The sequence below is a fragment of the Flavobacterium hydrocarbonoxydans genome, from assembly GCF_009789235.1.
Classification (GTDB): domain Bacteria; phylum Bacteroidota; class Bacteroidia; order Flavobacteriales; family Flavobacteriaceae; genus Flavobacterium; species Flavobacterium hydrocarbonoxydans.
Genome location: NZ_WSTB01000008.1, coordinates 39,942 through 61,398 on the forward strand (window position 1 = coordinate 39,942; position 21,457 = coordinate 61,398).

Consider the following 21,457-nt stretch of genomic DNA (forward strand, 5'->3'; position numbering starts at 1 on the left):
GATTTCTATCATTAAAAAAGGCTCAAAATTTACATTTTGAGCCTTTTTTTGTAGTGTTATTTAAAATTTAATCTTTACTCCTCCGTTGAAAGTAAATCCTTCTGTATGTGTCCAGATGTCATCAAAAGTTGGATTATTATGCGGATCATTTACAACCCTTTTATAATTACTTTGTCTGGTATCAGTAAAGTTTTCAAAGTTAATGAAGAAAGCAAAGTTTTTCCACAGCGTTTTTTCAACCATAAAACCAAACTCCCAAAAAGCAGGCGTTGAAGTCCCGTTGTATAAAAATTGCTCATCTGTAAAATAACCTTCCAAACCCATCTTGAAATTATGCTCTTTCTCGTAAATCAAGGCCAAATTCACTTTGTTTTTAGGCAATAATGGCAAAAACTGATTGCCATTTAGATATTTTGCTTTTGCATCTGTAAAGGTATATCCCATAAAAAGCTTAAAATCTTCCTTGAAGACAAATTTCAGATTCGTCTCGAAACCCTGACTCAGCACAGGATCCGAAGCATTCATAAAAGCCAGATCTGCTCCATCATTTTGCAGCACTAAAGGTTTATTAATCTGTGTTATAAAAAACATCTGATTGAATGATAGTACTAAATCATTAAAAATTTCATGTTTGTAATTTACATCGGCTGTTCCTCCAATACTTTTTTCAGCTTCTACATTTTCTAATGGCTGGACATTTTGATATTGTATCGTTTCGGTCTGCTCTGTAAAAACCGTTGGAATTTTATAGCCTAAACCAGCTCCTATCCTACTACTCCAGTTTGAATTAATTTTGAATAAAGCAGAAATTCTTGGCAGAAAAAAAGTTTGATTTTTTGAAAAAACAACATTTGAATACGACACATTATCGATACGCAAACCATTTTCAAATTTCACAAATTCCGATACATCCCAGGTATGCTGGAGATAAGCTCCGGTGGTAAATGATTTTGCATCTAAGGTTCCTGAGTTACGTTGTTCAAAATTATCATAAACCAAATTCAGACCAGCAATAACCGTATGCTTTTCTTTATTAAAAACATAGGAAGCATCTGTAAAACTGGATGTATTCAAACCTGAAAATTCATAATCAGGAATCGTGATCGTTCGATCAAAAAGACTCAAACTTTGTTTTAATTTGAAACTATTTAAGTTTTCAAATTTCTTGTCTAATTCGAAAGTTGTGGTATTACGCACGGTTTCATTCTTTTCAAAATAAGTATGATATGCCGTTGTATTTCCATCAATCACATTCATATCCCCGCCTTCCATATTGGTTTTGGTAAAACTATTTCCCAACATCAAGCTCAAACTTTCAGACGGATAATAAAAAATACGCGGATTAATGGTAAAATTATGCGACTTTGGTACTTCAGAAAAATCATCTTCATCAACATCATACGCTTTTTGAAAATTAACCAAACCTAAAATGGCATATCCAAATTTGCCTTTTCGCTGCGAAGCATAACCTCCAATATTAGTCTGTCCTATATTAGATTGGTTAAACATAAAATTATACTCTCCTTTTTCTTTTGGCGTTTTAGATATGAAATTAATGACACCTGCAATCGCACCACCTCCATAAAGTGTTGAAGCAGGACCTTTGATAACTTCGACTTGCTGCAAATCCAAAGGAGGAATTTCGAGAATACTTAAGCCGCTGGCAAAATTACCAAAATTAGCATAACCATCTTTTAACAATTGGGTATAACGCCCATCAAGTCCTTGCACACGAATACTGGCATTTCCGCTCGTGGCTGATGTTTGCTGCACTTGTAATCCCGTACTTTCGTGCAAAACCATACTTACATTCGCTGGCTTCATGTTGCCTTTTTCGTCTAACTCTTCAGCATCAATAGATTCGATACGCGTTGGCGTATTTTTTATGGTTCTGCTCGTTCTGGTGGATTGTACAATCACCTCATCTAATTCTTCTTCTTCACTTGGAATCAATTCAATTTTTAAAACCTCATCGTTTGTTCTGGGAAAAAGTATTTTTACAGTATGATTTTCGTAACCGATGAAACTAAAAATAATGTTTTGCTCCCCATCCGGAATTGCATTTAATTCTAAAAACCCATTATTATCTGTAATTCCGGAACTGTTTGAATTTTCTACCTGAACAGAAGCTCCTATTAAATATTCTTGTGATTTGCTATCTGTTACGATAACTTTTAAAGTGTTTTGGCCAAATGAAAACGCACTCGCTAACAGGGCCAAAATAAATATATATTTTGTCATTTGATAAATTAAATTAATGAAATACTAAAATATACTCGAAGCAAAAAAATGCCTGAGTAATGGATCAATACTTTGATTAACTTAATTTTGGCGGTTGCCAAATACCTAGATAAATATCTTTGTAGTTATTGAAAACATAATAGTTTTCGGTTTTTTCATCACCATAAAAAGGAGTATTTTTCAATTCAAAAAAAAGCTGTTTTTTAAATTGAAAACCATGAATTCCACAACACGCACAAGAACAAAAAGGGGCGCATTGATCGTTTTGAAAATCAGATTTTTTATCTTTTGAATGGTTTTTATGAAGTTCGGTTTTTGCAAAAGAAGTACAATCATCTATATCATTGCACGGCAGCAACGACAACATAACCAGATAGATTGAAAATAAAAAACAAATAAACTTCATGCCACAAATGTACTAAAATATTTAGGAATCGTTTGTTCAAAAATTAAAGATTTTTCTTTAAATTTAAAAAATATTTAACCTAAAAATCAAGAATAACAGCAAGTTTAGATTCTTAAAAATATGTAACTTTGTTTTATGACAAACAACAATCCTATTGGCGTTTTTGATTCCGGAATTGGAGGTACTTCCATCTGGAATGCCATCCACGAGCTACTTCCCAACGAAAAAACCATTTATTTAGCCGATAGCAAAAATGCTCCTTATGGTCAGAGAACCAAAGAGGAAATAGTATCGCTGAGCAAAAAAAATGTCGATTTTTTAATTAGCATGAATTGCAAATTGATTGTTGTTGCCTGCAATACTGCTACTACAAATGCTATTCGCGAATTGCGCGCTGCGTATGACATTCCGTTTGTAGGGATTGAACCAGCTATAAAGCCTGCTGCAATAAACTCAAAAACGCAAACCATTGGAATTTTAGCTACCAAAGGAACACTGAACAGCGAGTTGTTTAACAAAACTGCTGAGATGTTTCAGGACACCACCATCATAGAGCAAGTTGGTCACGGTTTGGTACAACTAATAGAAGACGGAAATCTGAATTCGCCAGAAATGACACAGCTTCTTGAAACCTATTTACAGCCCATGATTGATGCCAATATTGATTATTTGGTTTTAGGTTGCAGTCATTATCCGTATTTGATTCCGCAGATAAAAAAAATACTTCCTGAACACATTCATATTATCGATTCTGGGGAAGCAGTAGCCAGGCAAACCCAAACGTTATTGCGTGAAAAAGTAGGTTTTTCAGACACTGCCATAGAAGAACCCGTTTTTTATACAAATGCAAATCCAGCGGTTCTTAGCGCTATTTTGGATCATAAATACGCAGTAACCGAAAAGGATTTTTAAAGCTTTATTCTATTTTTCGCTTGACGAACCAAATTCCGTCTAAAGCTAAATTAAGCGATATTTTATGGTAATTTTCTTTGATTAAATTATCGCTGATTTTCCCTTTTTGACCGTAGGAATACGAAAGATGAATTGCTGAAAAGGTATTTTCGAGAGGAAGTGTAACACCAAAAGATACCGCAGCATTAGTGACTTTTTTTCCGTCAACTTCGAGATATCCCGTATCATAATTTATTCCGGCGCCATATTGAATTCTATCTGTGTATTTCCTGGTATTTTTTTTTGTTTTAAAAGTAAATCCCAAAGCAAACCGGTCCTGATTGACGAAATTCCCGTATAAATCTGATTGATTGGTTTCGTTCCAAAGACTTTTTTCATAATCTAAAGTCAAATTCAGGTTGTTTTTGAAACGTTTGCTTATCCCTACCCCAATTTCTAAAGGCATATAATAATCCTCAACATCCGAGGCCGCATTAGTTTCTACAACCGACGTTCCGGAGTTATTAACATTTTCAACCGTTTGTACTTTGGAGGCTTTTACCTGCGAAGGAACTTTGAAGGTTGTGGCAATTGTAAAAGTCGAATCGACTTTAAATTGCGCTCCTAAAGTCGCCCTTACACCGTTGTAATCTGTTGTTTTATTAATGGCCGTATAGGAGTTTCCGATGGTATAAATACGGTCGTCTGTTAGATTTCCAAAAAGTAATGAAGCAGAAGCTCCTACTGATAACTTTTTGCTGAGTTGATAACCATACGATATATCAAAATTATTGAGCCCTCCGGAACCTGTCGCGTCCAGAATATAACTTTCGGTGCTATTTTCGATAGGTAATTTTAAATCTGAAATCTTAAATGTGGCACTTGAGTAAGGTCGTAATGCAACACTAAAAGCCGATTTTTTAGTTACCGGAAACGCAAAAGCAAGATGCGAAAATTGAAAATTATTCCGTTTTTCGCTTTTTGAGTTCGTTTGATAAGTGGTCGCAATCGCTTTTCCTCCAACTTCAAATATGAAATGATTTTGGTACATCTGTCCTAATGATGCCGGATTTAAATTATTAATAAAACTATCCGATGGCAAAGCGATTCCTGAACCTCCTATAGAAGAAAGGTTTCCAAAATCAGCATCGTACAAACTTCCTAAACCATATAAGGAATAAGGAGAACTGGAAATGCTTTGTGAGAATGAAGAGAACGAAACTAAAACGAGGAAACTTAAAAATGCTGTTTTATTTTTCATTTAATAAGAGATGTAATAAATTTTCAATTGTATTTTATTGTCGGTATGTTTTTGATCGCCCAGAACAATCCTGTCAGTAGCTTTAGAAATACTGGGTAATGTTAATATCAGAGAAGATTTAGCATCGGTTTGTTTCAGCATTTCCTTTTGCAAAAAGCCACCAACCCAAACAGAATAGCCAATGTTCTCATTAAACTCATCGCTTTTTTTATTTAAAACCGCATACAACTCAACATTGTCTGAATCTACTAAAGCACCGCTAATTCTATTTAAATTATCTCCAATCAAAACACGCAATGAATCGACTAAAGGATAGGATTTTGAATACGAATTGTTAATCGGTTTTAAAATAAGTTCCGCATCGACAATTGCCCCTTTTTCTGAAATGGTTTTAAGCTGCCTGATACTCGGGAAATCAATCCGGCAGGCAACTCCTGTTCCTGACTGAATAAATCCCTGGTGATTGAGCAGATTACTGGAAAGCTTGCTGTTTGAGTTGGGCAGATTTTGTATAATTGTCCCGGTTTTATCCAATGAAATAGAATTGAATTGCTTAGAATTATCCGTAATCGTAAAATCCTTAATTATGGAAGTTTCGGTATCTGAAAGCAGTTTCGAATAATACATTCTCATCTTACTTTCTAAGCTGAACCCTATTACACTTGAGGAGTTTGAGGTTTCAGGAACTATCACAAAACCTTTCAAATATTCAATAAATTCGACAGAATTAGTAACTTCTCTGGTTTTAAGTTTCTGGAATAAAGCCTGACCAAAAGCTGTATTCATTTGTATATTAATCGAATCTTTTTCAAGAGGTCTGGGTTTGTATGAAAAAGTACCTAAGGACTCTGAGTCATAACTCAAAACCGAATTATTATAGAAACTAACATCATCAGTTTTAGGTTTTACTTTTTGTGTTAACCGATGAATACTAAATGTCTGAACTTTAGTCGTATCCCCATAAAAATAATTGTCATATTTTAATATCATCGAAATAGAATCAAAAACATAATTTGGGGCATCAGTATCAGAACTTCCCGCATTCAATGAATAAGAATCTGAAGCCATTTGAAAATAACTATCCGATTTTACCTTTCCAAAAATAGGATCATCATAGTTCCCTATTAAAATCCGGCTCTGGCTAGAGGTAACTAATGAGTCAAAATTTATAGTAGCCATTTCAACCGTCAGGGTATCTACTAATAAAACCTTGTTGTTTATGGCCAAATAATCAGACCCGACAACAAACTCTCCTTCGTCTCTGTCGGTACCACATGAAACCATTGCCGCAACAAAAACCAACATCAATATAAACTTGTGCATAACTCATTTTTTCAACAAATATAAAATGCCATATTCTTGACAGCACTACAACATATACAGTTGGGGTCATTTACGCTATAGATGCCCTGAAATTATCTACACCAGCTTAAGAGATACAAAAAAACAACTCAACCGTGTTATAAGCCCATTTGTCTATCAAAAACCCTGATACATATATCTTCTTTTTTTTTGAATCATTAGGCATCTACTTTTGAACCAATAAATAAATAATGAAAATAACAGTTTTAGGATGGTTTCTTTTTATGATTTCAGTTTATAGTGTAAAAGCCCAAAATAACTTTGCGCTGGATTTGAACTTTAAAACCCAACCCACAGAAAAAATCACATTAAACGAAACCAGTATTGGTCTTTCTTTTAGTAAAAAAATAAACGCCAAAAATAAATTCAGTAACACACTAAACTATACCAATCTGAACGTAAAATACAGTTTGCTAAATTTTGAGTCCTTACAAAATTTGAATCGGTTTAATCAGTTTCAAAATAAATTAGAATTTTCTCATCAATTTTCAAACACGACTCAATTCAATTTAGAAGTTACGCCTACAGCAAATTTTGAACAGGATTTTGATTTTTCAGTGGTATCGGTTTTAGGAAGTTTGAATGTCGTACAACAACTGGGTTTGAATACCAATTTTACAATTGGAGCAGCACGAACAACTGCTTTTGGTTTACCAAAACTCTTGCCTGTTGCTTCTTTTTATCATAAAATAAATAACGAAAGTTCATTACTGATAGGATTTCCATATTCAAAAATATCTTATTCGAATAACATCCGGAACACGTTTAGTCTAACGAATCATTTTAATGGTAATTTTTACTATTTGGATGTTCAGAACAGTTTGTCCGGCTCAGGTACAAAAGCCAGCCTTTCGCAAATCACAACTGCGCTGGAGTATCAACGGAACATGGATGAAAACTGGTTTATGGTTTTTAAAGCCGGATATGATTTTGATAAAAAATACATCCTTACAGATCAGAACAATCATAAAACTTATGATTTTAATATCGATAATGGTTACCTGTTTAGCATTGGCATCAAATACAAACATTAAATAAATTGAATACATTATGAATAATTTAAAAAAAGGAATATTATTCGCAACACTCTTCTCTGCTTTGTTTTTTACAGGCTGCAGCAACGATGACTCAGACGATGATTTGATAGGAAACTGGATAAAAAAATCAGCTTTTGATGGACCTGCAAGATCTAGTGCAACCAGTTTTGTTATTGGCGATTATGCCTACATCGCTACCGGTTATACCGGAGATGAATACCTAACTGACTTGTGGGCCTACAATTCGAATGGAGATTACTGGGAACAAAAAGCAGATTTTACAGGTATTGGAAGAAGTTCTGCCTCAAGTTTTGAGTTAAACGGAAAAGGATATGTAGGCCTTGGTTACGATGGAACTAATAAACTGAAAGATTTCTATCAATATGATCCAACGGCCAACAGCTGGACTCCCAAAACCGAATTTGCGGGAACGGCTCGTTATGCTGCGGTAGGTTTTCAGGTAGGTGGAAAAGCTTATTTCGGAACCGGTTATGACGGAAATTATCTGAAAGATTTTTATCAGTACAATGATGTTGCAGACACCTGGACATTGGTAAACGGATTTAGCGGCAACAAAAGACGTAATGCTGTTGTCTTTACTATAAACGACAAAGCGTATCTGGCAACGGGTATCAATAACGGAGTTTATCAGCCTGATTTTTGGGAATTTGACCCTTCGACCGATATCTGGACCAGAAAACGCGATATTGATCAGGATACTGAAGATGATGATTCTTTTAATGATGATTATATGATTGTGCGATCTAATGCTGCTGCTTTTGCAATGAATGGTTTAGGATATGTAATAGCGGGAGAATCTTCGAAAACAGTTTGGGAATACACCCCAACAACGGATCTTTGGGAAGAAAGAACGGCATTAGAAGGCGCAGCCCGTACCGATGCTATAGGTTTTTCTATAAACAACCGAGGATTTGTCATGTTAGGAAGAGCAGGTACAACTTATTTTGATGACGCCTGGGAATTTAAACCATTAGAAGAACAAAATGACGATGACAATTAATACTAAAAATAAATTCTTCTGGAGTACTATCCAGAAGAATTTGTTTCTATTGCTGTTTTTAATAGCTTTTGCTGGCTGTCAAAAAAAGGATTCTTTTCAGACCGCAGCTTTTCAAACTTCTACAGGCTGGGGTTATACTATCAGCACGGGAAATAAAATTATTATCAAACAAACTATTATTCCGGTCATAAGCGAAGTAAAAAGTTTTAGTTCTGAAGAAGATGCTTTAAAAGTAGCGCAATTGGTCGCAACAAAACTCAATCAAAACATATCGCCAAGGGTATCGAAAAATGATTTAATTTTATTAAAAATAAAAATCTAAATGAATATAGATACCATTAAAAATACAAGTACAAACAAAATTCTATTTCATAGTATCATCTGGACATTCTTTATCCTGACATCATTGATTCAGTTTTACGAAAGTCCCTTCAGAATCAATACTGATTTTTATGTGCAATGGGCAACGGGAATTGTTTTGTTTTATCTTAACTATTTTTATTTGGTACCGGCTCTTCTGCTACAAAAAAAATATGGGCTCTATCTTGCTTTTGCATTATCTGTTATTATTATCTTCATGATAATCAGGATTAATTATTTTATTCCTGAATTCAGACATTTAAATGCCCGTAATATTTTGCCGCCACGAATGATGCCGCCTGACGCAAAAATATTCGTCAAAGGAGAAAGAATAAATGCTATAATGGCAACAAGGCAGCCTTTTTTTCTAAAAATTGGCCCGTCGCTTTTTTATATTTTGATTCTTACTATCAGTGCTGTGATACGAACCTTAACGGAGTTTTACAACAATCAGCAAAACAAATTAATAGCCGAAACACACAGAACTAATACAGAATTGATTTATTTGAGAAAACAAACCAATCCTCATTTTTTATTTAATTCTTTAAACAGTATTTATTCTTTAGCACATAAAAAATCAGATTTAGTACCTGACGCTATTGTGACTTTGTCTGAATTGATGCGCTACATGTTATACGAAACCGATAATAAAACGGTCGATTTAGAAAAAGAAATCAATTATATTCAGAATTATGTTGAGCTGCAAAAATTACGTCTTAATAACATCGAAGACATTGTTATCAATGTACATGGTGATACTAAAAACAAATTCATCGAGCCCTTATTACTAATTTCGTTTGTAGAAAATGCTTTTAAATATGGAACCGATTATAAAGGAGCGGCACACATCAAAATGAAAATTGTAATTCAGGAAAATGATTTGGATTTCTGGATAGAAAACAGCATTGAAAATTATGTAAAAGATCCTGAAAACTCAGGAATTGGCTTAGTCAATATACAAAGTCGTCTGAATTTGCTGTACCCAAATGCACACGAACTTACCATCAATCAGGATCATAATTATTACCGTGTACATTTAAACTTAAAATTGGATAAAATTCAAACCCGAATCGATTAAAACACATTCTTAAAAAAGCATTAGATGGACAGAAAAAAATTTATCCGTAACAGCATCTTAGGCATCGCATCATTGGCAACCGTTACCAAAGTATTGGAATCTTGTTCTAAAAATGATACTAATGACACTACTGATGAGTCTTCAGATGGAACCTGCAGTGTTTCTCCATCTGAAACAAAAGGTCCGTTTCCTATCAAAACACCCAGTCAGCTGGTTTTAGAAAATATAAAATCAGATCGCGTAGGAATTGCACTTTTGATTAATCTTACTATCGAAAATAAAAATAACAATTGTCAGCCATTAGCAGGAGCTTTAGTGGATGTCTGGCATTGTGATAAAGATGGCAATTATTCTGAATACGGCGGCACTCAAATGCAGCAAACAGATTATACAGCAGTCCATTTTTTAAGAGGAAGACAAACCACCAATGCTAATGGAGTCGCTTCCTTTGTATCAATTTACCCTGGTTGGTATCAAGGAAGAGCTCCTCATATTCATGTTGAAATTTTAACAAGTAGTGGCAGCTCCTTATTAGTTACTCAAATTGCTTTTCCAGAAAATATTTCAAGTGAAGTCTATGCGAGTACCAATTATGCGGCTCATGGCCAGGCAGATACTGCAAATACAGCTGATAACGTTTTCTCGGATAGTTTATTCAAAGAAATCGCAACACTTTCAGGCAATCTCACCGATGGATATACGCTTACCAAAACAATAATTGTTGATGCTTAAAATTAGTTTTTATTTTTATGATAATATTAAACCTTAATTATGATAATATTAAAACTCATAAACTGGTTTAAAACTACTTTTGACCACAAATTCAAATAAAGTTAAATTTAATTAGAGACAGATGAAATGTGTAATTATAGATGATGAACCTTTAGCTGTTGAACTATTGAAAGATTTTGTAAGTAAAATCGATTCGCTGGAACTCGTAAACACGTTTAATAATGCGATTGATGCCGTTTCTTTTATCAATCAGACCAATGTAGATTTAATTTTTTTAGACATTCAGATGCCTCATTTTTCAGGTATTGAATTTTTGAATACCATCGAAAAAAAGCCTTTAATTATTTTTACAACTGCCTATTCTGATTATGCTGTTGAAGGATTTAATTTAGGAGCCGTTGATTATTTGGTAAAACCAATTCCGTTTCATCGTTTTTTAAAATCGGTTGTAAGAGCACAACAGATTCACAATCCTGCAGCGGTTACTCCAACTGCTGACGTTGCCATTGCAACTCCTGAAATCGATCAGGATTTTATGTTTGTCAGGGCCGAATACGAAAATGTAAAATTAAACTTTTCGGATATTTTATTTATAGAAGGGCTCAAGGATTATGTAAAAATTTACACCACCGACCATAAATACACGCTGACTTTAATTAGTCTGATAAAATTAGAAAATTTACTTTCCAGCAAAGGATTTTCGCGTATTCACCGTTCGTATATCATCAACATCAAACACGTTAAATCGATACAAAAGAACAAGGTTTTAATAAGTGATAAAAGAATTCCGATTAGCGAAAGTTATAAAAATGCTTTTTTCGAAAGAATCAATTTGTAGTTTTTTAAAATTCCAAAAAAAATAAAAATTCCAAATTCCAAAGGCTCTATGCGTATTGGAATTTGGAATTTCATTTTTGGATTTTTTTTAAGTGTTATTCCTTAAACCATCCTGAATACATCACATAATTATTAGAAATACGTTCGATTTCTCCGGCAAAATCGGATTGATCGATATCTTTTACTTTCTTAGCCGGTACACCTGCATAAATACTGCCTGAAGTAATTACAGTATTTTGAGTTACTACAGCTCCAGCTGCGACAATAGAGTTACTTTCCACTACGCAATTATCCATCACAATTGCCCCCATTCCTATTAATACATTATCCTGAATGGTACAACCGTGTACTATGGCGTTATGGCCTATAGAAACATTATTACCAATAATTGTGGGATGTTTTTGATACGTACAATGTATAACAGCTCCATCCTGAATGTTTACTTTATTGCCAATTTTAATAAAATTGACATCACCGCGAATTACCGCATTAAACCAAACGCTGCAAGAGGTTCCAAAGCTTACATCGCCTACAATTGTAGCGTTTTCGGCTACATAACAATCTTCTGGAATCACTGGAGCTTTTCCGTTTACCGCTTTAATTAGCATAATTTGGATTTTAAAATTAATTAATAGCCGGGCAATTACAATCGTAACGCTCTTTTTTACAGAACAAATTGATTCCTAAAGTAATTTGGTGAAAACCACCTGTATCAAATTTTACATCTCCGGCTACATGCGAATACGTGTAGGCAAACATAAAGTTTTTGTAATTTACGCCTACTAAAGGTGTAAAATATTGTAGTTTTTGCGAAGCCACTCCGCTGGTTGTACTGTATTGTGCGCCATCAAAACTTCTTCTGTAGGATAATCCGGCCCACAGACTTCCAAAATCCATGTTTTTATAGGCTTTTAAGTTGGCATCAATTGATTTTTGTTTGGTTTGATCAAATAATTGAAAAAGCACAGATGGCTCCCATGTAATATTTTCTTTGTTTCCAAAAACGTATCCGGCACTTAGTAAATACTTTCGAACATTATCGCTTTCATAATCACTGTATAATTCTCTTCTGGTTTCTATCAAACCCTGAACGGTCGCGTGTGCGTAGAAATTCAAATAGTTATACGAAGCTCCAAAATCGACATTGAAATAAGAGTCTTTTTGGATAGATCCATAAACCAGTGGATCAAAAGAACCGCCAAAACTGGTTTCATCTAACTGATTCTGAATCATTCCGGCGCTAATTCCAAACGAAAGCTGATTCAAATCGACTTCATCTCTTGAAAACATGATATGATGTGCATAAGTAACTTTTACACCTTTCTGAGAGTGGTAGCCATTTTCGTCATTAAAAAAAATAATTCCGGCTCCGGATCTTTCTCCTAATCTGCCATTCACACTCAATGTTTGCAAAGCGGGTGCATCTTCCTGACCGAACCATTGTTTTCTGGCTGTTAGTCTAACTTTGGCACAATTAGCAGCTCCAGCCATCGAAGGATGAATTAAATAATAATTATCAGATAAATAATCAGAATATACTGGAATTCCTTCTTGAGAATAGGAATAAAACGACGCTATTAAAAAAGTTATTAAAAACTTGATTTTAAATTTCATAAAGAGATTTTATTTGACATTTTTTTTTTGATTCTTCCATTTACACTTACATACTACAAAAAGAATCTTAATAATTTTATTAAAAAACCAAATATAGCCATTAGTAGAAAATAACTTTACTAAATTTGTAAAAATTTCTAAATCATGACAAAAATCACCATAAAAGAAACTCAAAATCCTACTATAATAAAGTTCGAATTTGATGATTTCATTACTCAAAATCAAAATTTTGAATTCAAAAACATAGATGAGGCTCAGGCTTCCCCTTTAGCACAGCAGCTATTTTATCTTCCGTTTGTAAAAACCGTTTATATTTCAGGCAATTTTATTGCTGTAGAAAGATACAGTATTGTAGAATGGGATGATGTAAAAGACGCTGTTGCAGAACAAATTGAAGCTTTTGTAGCTAAAGGAGGCGTTATTATTAAAGTAGAGGAAACCCAAACCAAAAAACAGCCTATTACTGTTTATGGCGAAACTACTCCAAACCCTTCAGCGTTAAAATTTGTAGTAAGCAGAATGCTGACCAGAAATGCTGTTGAATATAAAAACATCGATCAGACAGCTTCTTCGCCTTTGGCACAGGAATTATTCAAATTTCCTTATGTAAAAGAGGTTTTTATTGATGAAAACTATATTTCGGTTACCAAATATGACATCAATGACTGGTCAGAAATCACCCTTGAATTAAGAACTTTTATCAAACAATTTATAGAAAATGGTGGAACTGTTCTGGATGAAAATTTAATAGAAGTATCCACTAAAAACGATATTACCAAAGACGAAGCTTTTGATAAACTGGATGTAACATCTCAGCAAATTATCAATATCTTAGAAGAATACGTAAAACCTGCTGTTGCGGCAGACGGAGGAAATATTGCTTTTGACTCCTATAATGAAGATAATAAAGTGGTAAAGGTAATTTTGCAAGGAGCCTGCAGCGGTTGTCCTTCCTCTACATTTACTCTGAAAAGCGGTATCGAGAATATGTTAAAAAGCATGCTTAACGACGAAAAGATAACGGTTGAAGCTTTAAATGCTTAAAAAACATTCTAAATATTATCAAAAAGCGTCTTTTTAAGGCGCTTTTTTTATAAAATCATATCTCATTAATTTTCAGTATTTTATTGACAACATAATCCTGTTATTGTGTAAAAAAATAGTTAATATTGTAGTATAAACTAATCAATACTAAAACCATGGGATTATCATCTTTTTTTAAAAATTTATTTGGCTCAGCCAAAGAAACTGCTACAGATGTGGCCAATCAGGCTGAAAGCACTTTTGAACAAGCCAAAGAAGCAGCTGCACCTTATATAGAAAAAGCTGAAACTTTTGCTGAAGAAACCATTGCTAAAGCCAAAGAAGCTTCGGAACCATTACTTGACAGTGCTGCAGAATATGCCAGCCAGGCAAAAGATATCGTAAGCGAGTATGTAGAAAAAGCTTCTGACTCTATAAGTAATGTGATAGATTCTGTAAAAGAAAAAACAACTGAAACTGCCAGCGAAGCCAAAACTGTTGTGACGGAAACTGTTGTTGACGCTGCCGAAAAAACCGAAGAAGCTGCAGATGAAGCCAAAACCGTTGTTTCAGAAACAGTTGTTGATGCCGCCGAAAAAACAGAAGAAGCTGCAGATGAAGTTGCGAATAACGCTCCGGATAAAGAATAAAAAAATATTCTCTTTTTTGTAAAAAGAATTGTTTTTATATTTGCAAAAACAAACCTAAACCTTCTCCTGAGAAGGTTTTTTTATTCTTAAAAAATGGACATTCAACCCGATCAAATTACCAATTATGCTGATAAATTTATCAATGTTTTAATTGATTATTCTCCAAAGCTAATTTCTGCGTTATTAATTCTTTTCGTTGGATTATATGCCATCCGGTTAATCAACAGAATCATTAGAAAAATAATGATTAAAAGAAATTTAGACCCTACTCTGACTAAATTTCTCGCCGACATATTGCTTTGGGCGTTGCGAATTTTATTGTTTGTAACTTTTATCTCGAAACTCGGAATAGAAACCTCGTCATTCGTAGCCATCTTAGGAGCAATGGGACTTGCTGTAGGTTTGTCATTGCAAGGTTCATTGTCAAACTTTGCCGGCGGAATGCTGATTATTTTATTCAAACCTTTTAAAGTTGGGGATACTATCGAAGCACAAGGCGTTATTGCTACAGTAAGCGAAATTCAGATTTTTGTTACCAAATTACTTACAGCTAATAACCAAACCGTTTTTGTACCCAATGGAGCTTTATCAAACGGAAATATCATCAATTATTCTATGCAGGGCGAAAGAAGAGCAGATCTGACTTTTGCCATTTCCTATGATTCTGATATTAAAAAAGCAAAAGATATTTTATTAGATGTTTTAAACAAAAACCCCAAAGTACTTAAAAATCCGGCTCCGGAAGTCTTTGTAAAAAACCTGACTTCAAGTGCTATTGAATTTGCCGTTAGACCCTGGGCCAAAAACGAAAATTTCGGTGCTGTTTTTACTGAAACATTAGAAAATTGTAAAACTGCTTTAGACCAGGCAGGAATAGACGTTCAGCCTTTTACAATTGGAGCAAGTAAAAATTTATAAATTACTTTTTTGAAGTAGTCATCAAAAAATCTTTTAAATAATACGGTTCAAAATAAGCGACATCTACAGTGTCGCTTTTTTGATACTTATCATAACTGATTGCACTCATCTCATTTGCTGAAGGATATTTGATGTCTTCCAGAAAAACAAAATTCTCTTTTGTCAAAACTGATTTGCATTTTTCAGCGCAATCGCCTACGAAATAAAGCGTTTCTGTGTAATCTTTAAAGGAATCTTCGGTAATGATTTCGGCTTCTATTGCTCTTTCTTTTTCAAGATCTGAATTAAAAACGGCACTATACACTTCCATTCTGCGGGCATCAAGCATAGGAATAATTTTTCCTTCTGCAATCTTTGCTTTTGAAGCCAAAGTCTGCAAAGTATCAACAGCAATCAACGGAATGTTCAATGCAAAACACAAACCTTTTGCTGCCGAAACTCCAATTCTCAATCCCGTATAAGAACCTGGTCCCTGACTAACCGCCACAGCAGCTAATTCCTGAAAAGAAACGCCTGCTTGCTTGAGGACTTCTTCTATAAAAACGTGTAATTTTTCGGCATGCGAATAGCCTTCTTCTGCAATTTCTTTACAAAGAATTGTTTCGCCGTTTTTAGCTATAGCTACAGAACAATTTTTAGTAGCAGTTTCGATATTAAGAATGAAAGACAATGTGTTTATTTTTAAATTTATTGATTAAAGTACTTCGGTTAAAAATCACTTTAGCATTTTAACCGCAAAGTAACGCAAAGTTTTTATGCAAAAAAACACAAAGCTTTGCGAACTTTGTGTTTCTTTTAATTTAACTTATTTTTTTCTTCCTCTGAAGTTAGAATTAAATTACTTCTTAGGAGTTTCCTCTTTTTTAATTTTTACTTTATCTCCAGAATTTAAGTCTTTCGAAACAGTACTATAAGGCCCTGTAATCACGACATCGCCTGCTTTTAAACCTGTCATTACCTCGATATTCGTATCGTCCTGAATTCCGGTTTTAATCACACGGATTTTTGCCTTATCACCCACTTTTACAAAAACACATTCGAATTTTTTATCGCTCTTTGGTTTATCTTTTTGTTCTTCGTTAGGATCTTCTACTTTAAATTCCTTCACTGCTGCAGTATCCGATTTTACTACCACGGCACTAATTGGCACTGCCAGAACATTTGCTTTCGTTTTTGTAATAATATCAACTGTAGCGGTCATTCCTGGTCTGAAAGGAGAATACGTACTAGGTTTTCCTTCTAATAAATCCTGATACGATTCTTTTAAGATTCTAACTTTCACTTTAAAATTAGTCACCTGATCCGAAGTCAGTGTACTGCTTGCCGAATTCGAAATACTGGTTACAATTCCTTTAAATTGTTTTTTCAGATACGCATCTACTTCAACATTGGCTTCATCACCAATTTTTATTTTTACAATGTCATTTTCGTTAACATCAACTTCAACTTCCATATTGTTTAGGTTGGCTACTCTCAAAAGTTCCGTTCCGGCCATTTGCTGTGTTCCTAAAACACGTTCACCTAATTCAACATTCAGCACCGAAATAGTTCCATCTGCAGGAGCGTAAATTGTAGTACGGCCTAAATTGTCTTTTGCTTCATTTACAGAAGCCGAAGCACTTTGAACAGTAAAATAAGCGTTTTGTTTGGTTGCTTTTGCCACTTCAAAAGAGGCGATGGCTTTATCCCAGTCTGATTTAGAAATTACGCCTTTTTCAAACAAGGTTTTATTTCGGTCATAATTAGCTTTTGCTTCTTTAAAACTTGCTTCTGATTGCGTTAAACCTGCTTTAGTTCCTGATAAATTTGATATCGAACGATTGTAACTTGAAGTATATAAATCCGGATTTATTTTTACCAATAAGTCTCCTTTTTTTACAACCTGTCCTTCTTTTACATTCAATAAAATAATTTCTCCTGAAACCTCCGGCGAAATTTTCACTTCAATTTCAGGCTGAATTTTACCCGTTGCCGAAACCGTTTCGACAATAGTGGATGCCAAAACTTTCGAAATTTCTACTTCTTTTCCTTCATCCTTATTTCCTATCACCCCGGCTTTAGACAAACCAATTAAAGCTGCAATAAGCACTACTGCACCGCCGACTAAGAAATAAATTGTTTTTTTTGACATAGTAAATTATTTTGTAATAGTTGGTATAATTGGAATTCCGAAGTAGAATTCAAGTATTTTAATTTTAAAAATATAATCGTATTTAGCTCTTATAATATCCGATTGAGCTGTTGTCAACAAGGTTTGTGCCTGGGTAAAATCAAACGAATTCATCAATCCTACATCATACTTTTCTTTAGCATAGTCATAGGCTTGTTGTCTTGCCTCAAGTGTTACTACAGCAGATTCATACATGTTCAAAGCTCCTTTTGCATCTGTAAAAGCAGTATAAACATTACGTTGCAAATCTAAACTTTTTTGCTCTAATTCTATTTTTGATTTTTCTAAACTTACTTTATTACGCTCAACATTATTTCTTACCGAAAATCCGTTAAAAATAGGAATTTGCAAATCTAGTCCAAAATTATGTCCCTTATTATCACTAAACTGATCTAAAACAGGATCCGGGGCCATATAAACGGGATTACCACTTGCATCTTGCCCAGTAAGAATATCACTGTAACTCGCACTTGTACGGAAAGAATAAAAACCTCTCAATGTCGGCTGATAGGCTCCTTTTGCAATGACAACATTTTTTTCTGCAATTTCCAGATTGGTTTGTGCTATTTTTACATCCGTTCTTATTTCTTTGGCTTTGTTATAAATATCAACTGGGTTTTGTAATAAGATTCCGTTTTCATCTTTAGCATTCGTATCATCAATTACATCAAAATCTGTAAAATCTTTCAATTGTAGCAACTGTGCCAGACTTAATTTAGAAATCAACAAAGCATTTTCTGCCACAATAATATTTTGTTTATCAGTAGCCACTGTCGCTTTTAAATCGAATAAATCGCCACGCGGTATTGTTCCGGCATTCACCATTTCTTCAGAACGAGAAAAACGTTTTTCATCAATAGCCAATTGCTCTTGTCTAACTTTTAAATTTTCTTTATTGAAGAGAATTTCTAAAAAAGCATTCGCCACATTCAAAGCAATATCTTCCTGCATCTTAACCAATTGATATTGTGATGCTATAATAGAAAGTTTTGTTCTTCTGTATATATTTTGATTTTGCAAACCTTTGTAGATATCGATCCCAGAACTTACTCCTAATTGTGTGTACTGAGTAGTTTCAGTACTCGCAACATTCGTAACAGGATTCACATTTCGACCAATATTCCAGGAATGAGATGCACTTCCGTTTACAGTAGGCAAATAACTTCCAAAAGCATCTTTTTTATTTATTTCTGAGTTTTGAATATCCAGCTCCGATTGCTTGATCGAAATATTATTATCCATTGCATATCGCACACATTCTTCTAAAGTCCATTGTTTTGTTTGTGCCTGACCAGATAATCCAAACCCAACTATCAGGGCTACAACAAGGCTATTATATTTATTTATTTTCATATATTTTGAATGATAATGCAGTAAAGATACTACACAAATTTAACATTTTTTAAACCAAAAAAAATTTCTGCTTACAAATTATTTTTTCTCTTCTCCTTCACTTATCAAACCCTGATTCCAGATTTTAATTTTATCTGAAGCCGTAACGCCGCTTTTAACCTGAACATAGATTCCGTCGCTAACCCCCAGAACCACATCTTTTCTTGTAAACTTTTGCGGTGCCGTTTCAATTTCTACATAAGGCTTTTGTGTTTTTTTATCAAATTGAACTAATGATTCTTTGATAGCTAAAACTTTGTCTGCTTTTTCTAAAATAATAGAAGCATTTGCGCTCAAACCTGCTCTGATAAAAGTAGCATCTCTATTTTCTAATGAAGCTTTAATTTCGAACTGGATCGCACCGTTTTCCGTAACTCCTTTTGGCGCAATATAGGTTAAAACGGCATCGAATTTTTTGTTTTCAATAGCTCCAACTGTAATTTCAATCGCCATTTTTTCTTTGATTTTTCCTACTTCCGATTCATCTATTTTTCCAACAAAAATCATTCTTCCCACATCGGCAACACTTGCAATTGTAGTTCCTTCGTTAAAATTATTACTTTCGATTACCTGATTCCCTACTTTTACCGGAACATCTAATACCATTCCGTTTACCGTTGAACGAATCAGGGTATTGGCATAACTTCCTAATGAAGATGTTGTACCTGTTTTTACAATGTCCAGACTTTGTTTTGCAGCCAGATAATTTTGTTTTGCCTGTGTGTAAGCCAATTGTGCGGCATCAAAATCATTCGCAGAAATTACATCTTTTTCAAACAATGTTTTTTGTCTTTTATAGATTTTTTCCTGGTTATCCAAAGCAATTTTAGCTGTCTGTACCTGATTTTGCGTACTGCTCACATTCGAAACATTGGCTACGACCCTAATCTTGGCAATCATATCTCCAGCTTTAATTTTTTCTCCAGCTTTGATGTAAACTGCTTCAATAATACCTGAGATGTTTGGCTTGATTAAAACCTCTTCATCAGGCTGGATATTTCCTGTTGCAATAGTATTTTTTACAATTGTTTTAGTTTCTGCTTTCTCCGTTTTAAAAACTATTGGCGATTCCTGATTTTTGGCATACAAATAATATAGTGCGCCAAAAAAAACGATAGCTATAAAAATTAAAACAGTTACGGTTACTCCTTTTTTCATTTTGTTTTGGTTTAATCGATTATTTTTTGATTGATAATTTATTCTGTTCGTAAAGCATCTACAGGCTTCACATTGATTGCAGTTTGTGCCGGAATAAATCCTGCCAGCAAACCGGAACCTACTAATATTAATAAGGCAACAAATACCACTCCCAAGTCAACACTTGGGTTGGCAAACATGGTATTGCTACCGGGCGGCATGGAATCCAAAGCCATATTAAGGAGCGCAATAATTCCTGTTGCTACTGCAATCCCCAACATTCCTGAAATAATAGTTAAAAATATGGATTCGGATAAAATTTGTCCCCGAATCGCCCCGGGAGTTGCTCCTAAGGCTCTACGAATTCCGATTTCTTTTGTACGTTCTTTGACCACAATAAGCATAATATTCGAAATTCCGATTACTCCTGAAATCAAAACCAGCGTTCCTACGAAATAGGCAATAATTTTTAGAATATTAAATAAACTTTGTACTTTATTAAATTGTTCATACAAATCAAAATTTCCAACTGCGCGGTCGTCTTTTGGATTTATAGAATGCAATACTTTTATTTGCTCTAAAATTTTAGGCTTCAAATCCGTAATCGAAGTTTCATCTTTTGCTGTCAGTGCCATCCAGCCTACTTTATCACCATAATTAAAAGCTTGCTGAAAAGTAGTAAACGGAATAAATATGTTCTTTTGTTCCTGCTCCGCATTTCCGCCCGTTTGTTTCGAATTGTAAACACCAACCACCATAAAATTGATTCCGTTGATTTTTACATAAGTCCCAATGGCCTCTTCTGCTTTTTCATAAAGCTCTGTGATTACTCCTTTTCCAATTACAGCAATCTTTCTTCTATCTAAAATATCCTGTTGATTTATGAAACGGCCTTTTATGATATCCATTGGCTGTTGCTTGATCAATTCCGGATAATCGCCATAAATGGTAAAAGCCGAAGTTTTAGTACCGCGAACCACATTATTAGTTCCATTAAAATCTCCTAACTGATTTCTTGGCGAAACATATAATAAATCCGGAAAAGCTTCTTTCAAAGCCTGAACATCACTATTTCTAAAATCATAGCGGCGCACTTTAGGCAATCCTTTGTAGGCTTTCGAAGTGGTTTGACTCCACATAAACATGGTGTTGGTTGCGATTCCGTCAAAGCCTTTTTTAACTCCGTTTTCCAGACCATTTCCTGCTGCGAGTAATATTACCAAAATAAATATTCCCCAGAAAACTCCAAATGCAGTCAGGACTGTTCTAAAAACATTGGCTGTTAAAGCCTGCAAAATCTCGTCCCAATTATCTTTTTTAAACATAA

General features: G+C 34.3%; 21 protein-coding genes. 10 read left to right on the plus strand and 11 right to left on the minus strand.

Going from position 1 to position 21,457, the window contains the following annotated elements; genetic code table 11:
• Positions 1–60 precede the first annotated feature (60 nt).
• Both GON26_RS14545 and GON26_RS21900 read right to left on the minus strand, forming a co-directional pair.
• Positions 61–2,241 carry a TonB-dependent receptor gene (locus tag GON26_RS14545; protein WP_160375510.1) on the minus strand — a complete coding sequence of 727 codons (2,181 nt, stop codon included), beginning with the start codon at positions 2,239–2,241 and terminating at the stop codon, positions 61–63.
• A gap of 76 nt (positions 2,242–2,317) precedes the next feature.
• On the minus strand, positions 2,318–2,647 hold the full coding sequence (locus GON26_RS21900; RefSeq protein ID WP_394350406.1) for a DUF6660 family protein: 330 nt from the start codon (positions 2,645–2,647) through the stop codon (positions 2,318–2,320).
• A gap of 135 nt (positions 2,648–2,782) precedes the next feature.
• On the opposite strand from GON26_RS21900, the gene murI reads away from it, so the two are divergent.
• Positions 2,783–3,559 (plus strand): glutamate racemase, encoded by a 777-nt coding sequence (gene murI, locus GON26_RS14550; RefSeq protein ID WP_160375511.1) that lies wholly within the window; start codon positions 2,783–2,785, stop codon positions 3,557–3,559.
• 4 nt (positions 3,560–3,563) lie between these two features.
• On the opposite strand, the gene GON26_RS14555 is transcribed toward murI, so the two are convergent.
• Positions 3,564–4,799 (minus strand): PorV/PorQ family protein, encoded by a 1,236-nt coding sequence (locus GON26_RS14555; RefSeq protein ID WP_160375512.1) that lies wholly within the window; start codon positions 4,797–4,799, stop codon positions 3,564–3,566.
• Positions 4,800–6,122: a DUF4270 family protein gene (locus GON26_RS14560; protein ID WP_160375513.1), complete on the minus strand. Its 1,323-nt coding sequence runs from the start codon at positions 6,120–6,122 to the stop codon at positions 4,800–4,802.
• Positions 6,123–6,352: 230 nt separating this feature from the next.
• Here GON26_RS14560 and GON26_RS14565 point away from each other — a divergent pair, with 230 nt between their 5' ends.
• The 6 genes from GON26_RS14565 (at position 6,353) to GON26_RS14590 (ending at position 11,227) form a co-directional block, all read left to right on the plus strand.
• On the plus strand, positions 6,353–7,195 hold the full coding sequence (locus GON26_RS14565) for a DUF6268 family outer membrane beta-barrel protein (RefSeq protein WP_160375514.1): 843 nt from the start codon (positions 6,353–6,355) through the stop codon (positions 7,193–7,195).
• 16 nt (positions 7,196–7,211) lie between these two features.
• A complete protein-coding gene (locus tag GON26_RS14570) occupies positions 7,212–8,219 on the plus strand; it encodes a Kelch repeat-containing protein (protein WP_160375515.1) in 1,008 nt (335 codons plus the stop codon).
• Positions 8,209–8,541 carry a DUF4907 domain-containing protein gene (locus GON26_RS14575; protein WP_160375516.1) on the plus strand — a complete coding sequence of 111 codons (333 nt, stop codon included), beginning with the start codon at positions 8,209–8,211 and terminating at the stop codon, positions 8,539–8,541. The genes GON26_RS14570 and GON26_RS14575 overlap by 11 nt, the downstream gene beginning before the upstream one ends.
• A complete protein-coding gene (locus tag GON26_RS14580) occupies positions 8,542–9,657 on the plus strand; it encodes a sensor histidine kinase (RefSeq protein WP_160375517.1) in 1,116 nt (371 codons plus the stop codon). It begins immediately after the preceding gene.
• A gap of 24 nt (positions 9,658–9,681) precedes the next feature.
• Complete coding sequence (locus tag GON26_RS14585) at positions 9,682–10,389, plus strand: dioxygenase family protein (protein ID WP_160375518.1); 708 nt, start codon at positions 9,682–9,684, stop codon at positions 10,387–10,389.
• A 121-nt stretch (positions 10,390–10,510) separates the two neighbouring features.
• Positions 10,511–11,227 carry a LytR/AlgR family response regulator transcription factor gene (locus GON26_RS14590; protein ID WP_160375519.1) on the plus strand — a complete coding sequence of 239 codons (717 nt, stop codon included), beginning with the start codon at positions 10,511–10,513 and terminating at the stop codon, positions 11,225–11,227.
• Between the two features lie 94 nt (positions 11,228–11,321).
• Here GON26_RS14590 and GON26_RS14595 read toward each other — a convergent pair whose 3' ends face one another.
• Both GON26_RS14595 and GON26_RS14600 read right to left on the minus strand, forming a co-directional pair.
• Positions 11,322–11,834 (minus strand): gamma carbonic anhydrase family protein, encoded by a 513-nt coding sequence (locus GON26_RS14595; protein WP_160375520.1) that lies wholly within the window; start codon positions 11,832–11,834, stop codon positions 11,322–11,324.
• A 16-nt stretch (positions 11,835–11,850) separates the two neighbouring features.
• Entirely contained in the window at positions 11,851–12,840 is a 990-nt protein-coding gene (locus tag GON26_RS14600; protein WP_160375521.1) for a PorP/SprF family type IX secretion system membrane protein, read from the minus strand.
• A 144-nt stretch (positions 12,841–12,984) separates the two neighbouring features.
• On the opposite strand from GON26_RS14600, the gene GON26_RS14605 reads away from it, so the two are divergent.
• The 3 genes from GON26_RS14605 (at position 12,985) to GON26_RS14615 (ending at position 15,431) form a co-directional block, all read left to right on the plus strand.
• Positions 12,985–13,884, plus strand: a complete 900-nt coding sequence (locus tag GON26_RS14605; protein ID WP_160375522.1) for a NifU family protein — start codon at positions 12,985–12,987, stop codon at positions 13,882–13,884.
• Between the two features lie 155 nt (positions 13,885–14,039).
• On the plus strand, positions 14,040–14,513 hold the full coding sequence (locus GON26_RS14610; RefSeq protein ID WP_230407942.1) for a YtxH domain-containing protein: 474 nt from the start codon (positions 14,040–14,042) through the stop codon (positions 14,511–14,513).
• A 93-nt stretch (positions 14,514–14,606) separates the two neighbouring features.
• Positions 14,607–15,431 carry a mechanosensitive ion channel family protein gene (locus GON26_RS14615; protein WP_160375523.1) on the plus strand — a complete coding sequence of 275 codons (825 nt, stop codon included), beginning with the start codon at positions 14,607–14,609 and terminating at the stop codon, positions 15,429–15,431.
• A gap of 1 nt (position 15,432) precedes the next feature.
• Here the strand turns inward: GON26_RS14615 and tsaB are convergent, their stop codons facing one another.
• The 5 genes from tsaB to GON26_RS14640 form a co-directional block, all read right to left on the minus strand.
• The gene (tsaB, locus tag GON26_RS14620) at positions 15,433–16,101 is read right to left on the minus strand and encodes a tRNA (adenosine(37)-N6)-threonylcarbamoyltransferase complex dimerization subunit type 1 TsaB (RefSeq protein WP_160375524.1); all 669 of its coding nucleotides are present in this window, start codon (positions 16,099–16,101) and stop codon (positions 15,433–15,435) included.
• A 168-nt stretch (positions 16,102–16,269) separates the two neighbouring features.
• Positions 16,270–17,562 (minus strand): efflux RND transporter periplasmic adaptor subunit, encoded by a 1,293-nt coding sequence (locus GON26_RS14625; RefSeq protein WP_160375525.1) that lies wholly within the window; start codon positions 17,560–17,562, stop codon positions 16,270–16,272.
• 6 nt (positions 17,563–17,568) lie between these two features.
• Positions 17,569–18,954, minus strand: a complete 1,386-nt coding sequence (locus tag GON26_RS14630; protein WP_160375526.1) for a TolC family protein — start codon at positions 18,952–18,954, stop codon at positions 17,569–17,571.
• Positions 18,955–19,032: 78 nt separating this feature from the next.
• Entirely contained in the window at positions 19,033–20,151 is a 1,119-nt protein-coding gene (locus tag GON26_RS14635) for an efflux RND transporter periplasmic adaptor subunit (protein WP_160375527.1), read from the minus strand.
• 38 nt (positions 20,152–20,189) lie between these two features.
• Complete coding sequence (locus GON26_RS14640; RefSeq protein ID WP_160375528.1) at positions 20,190–21,455, minus strand: ABC transporter permease; 1,266 nt, start codon at positions 21,453–21,455, stop codon at positions 20,190–20,192.
• Positions 21,456–21,457 lie beyond the last annotated feature (2 nt).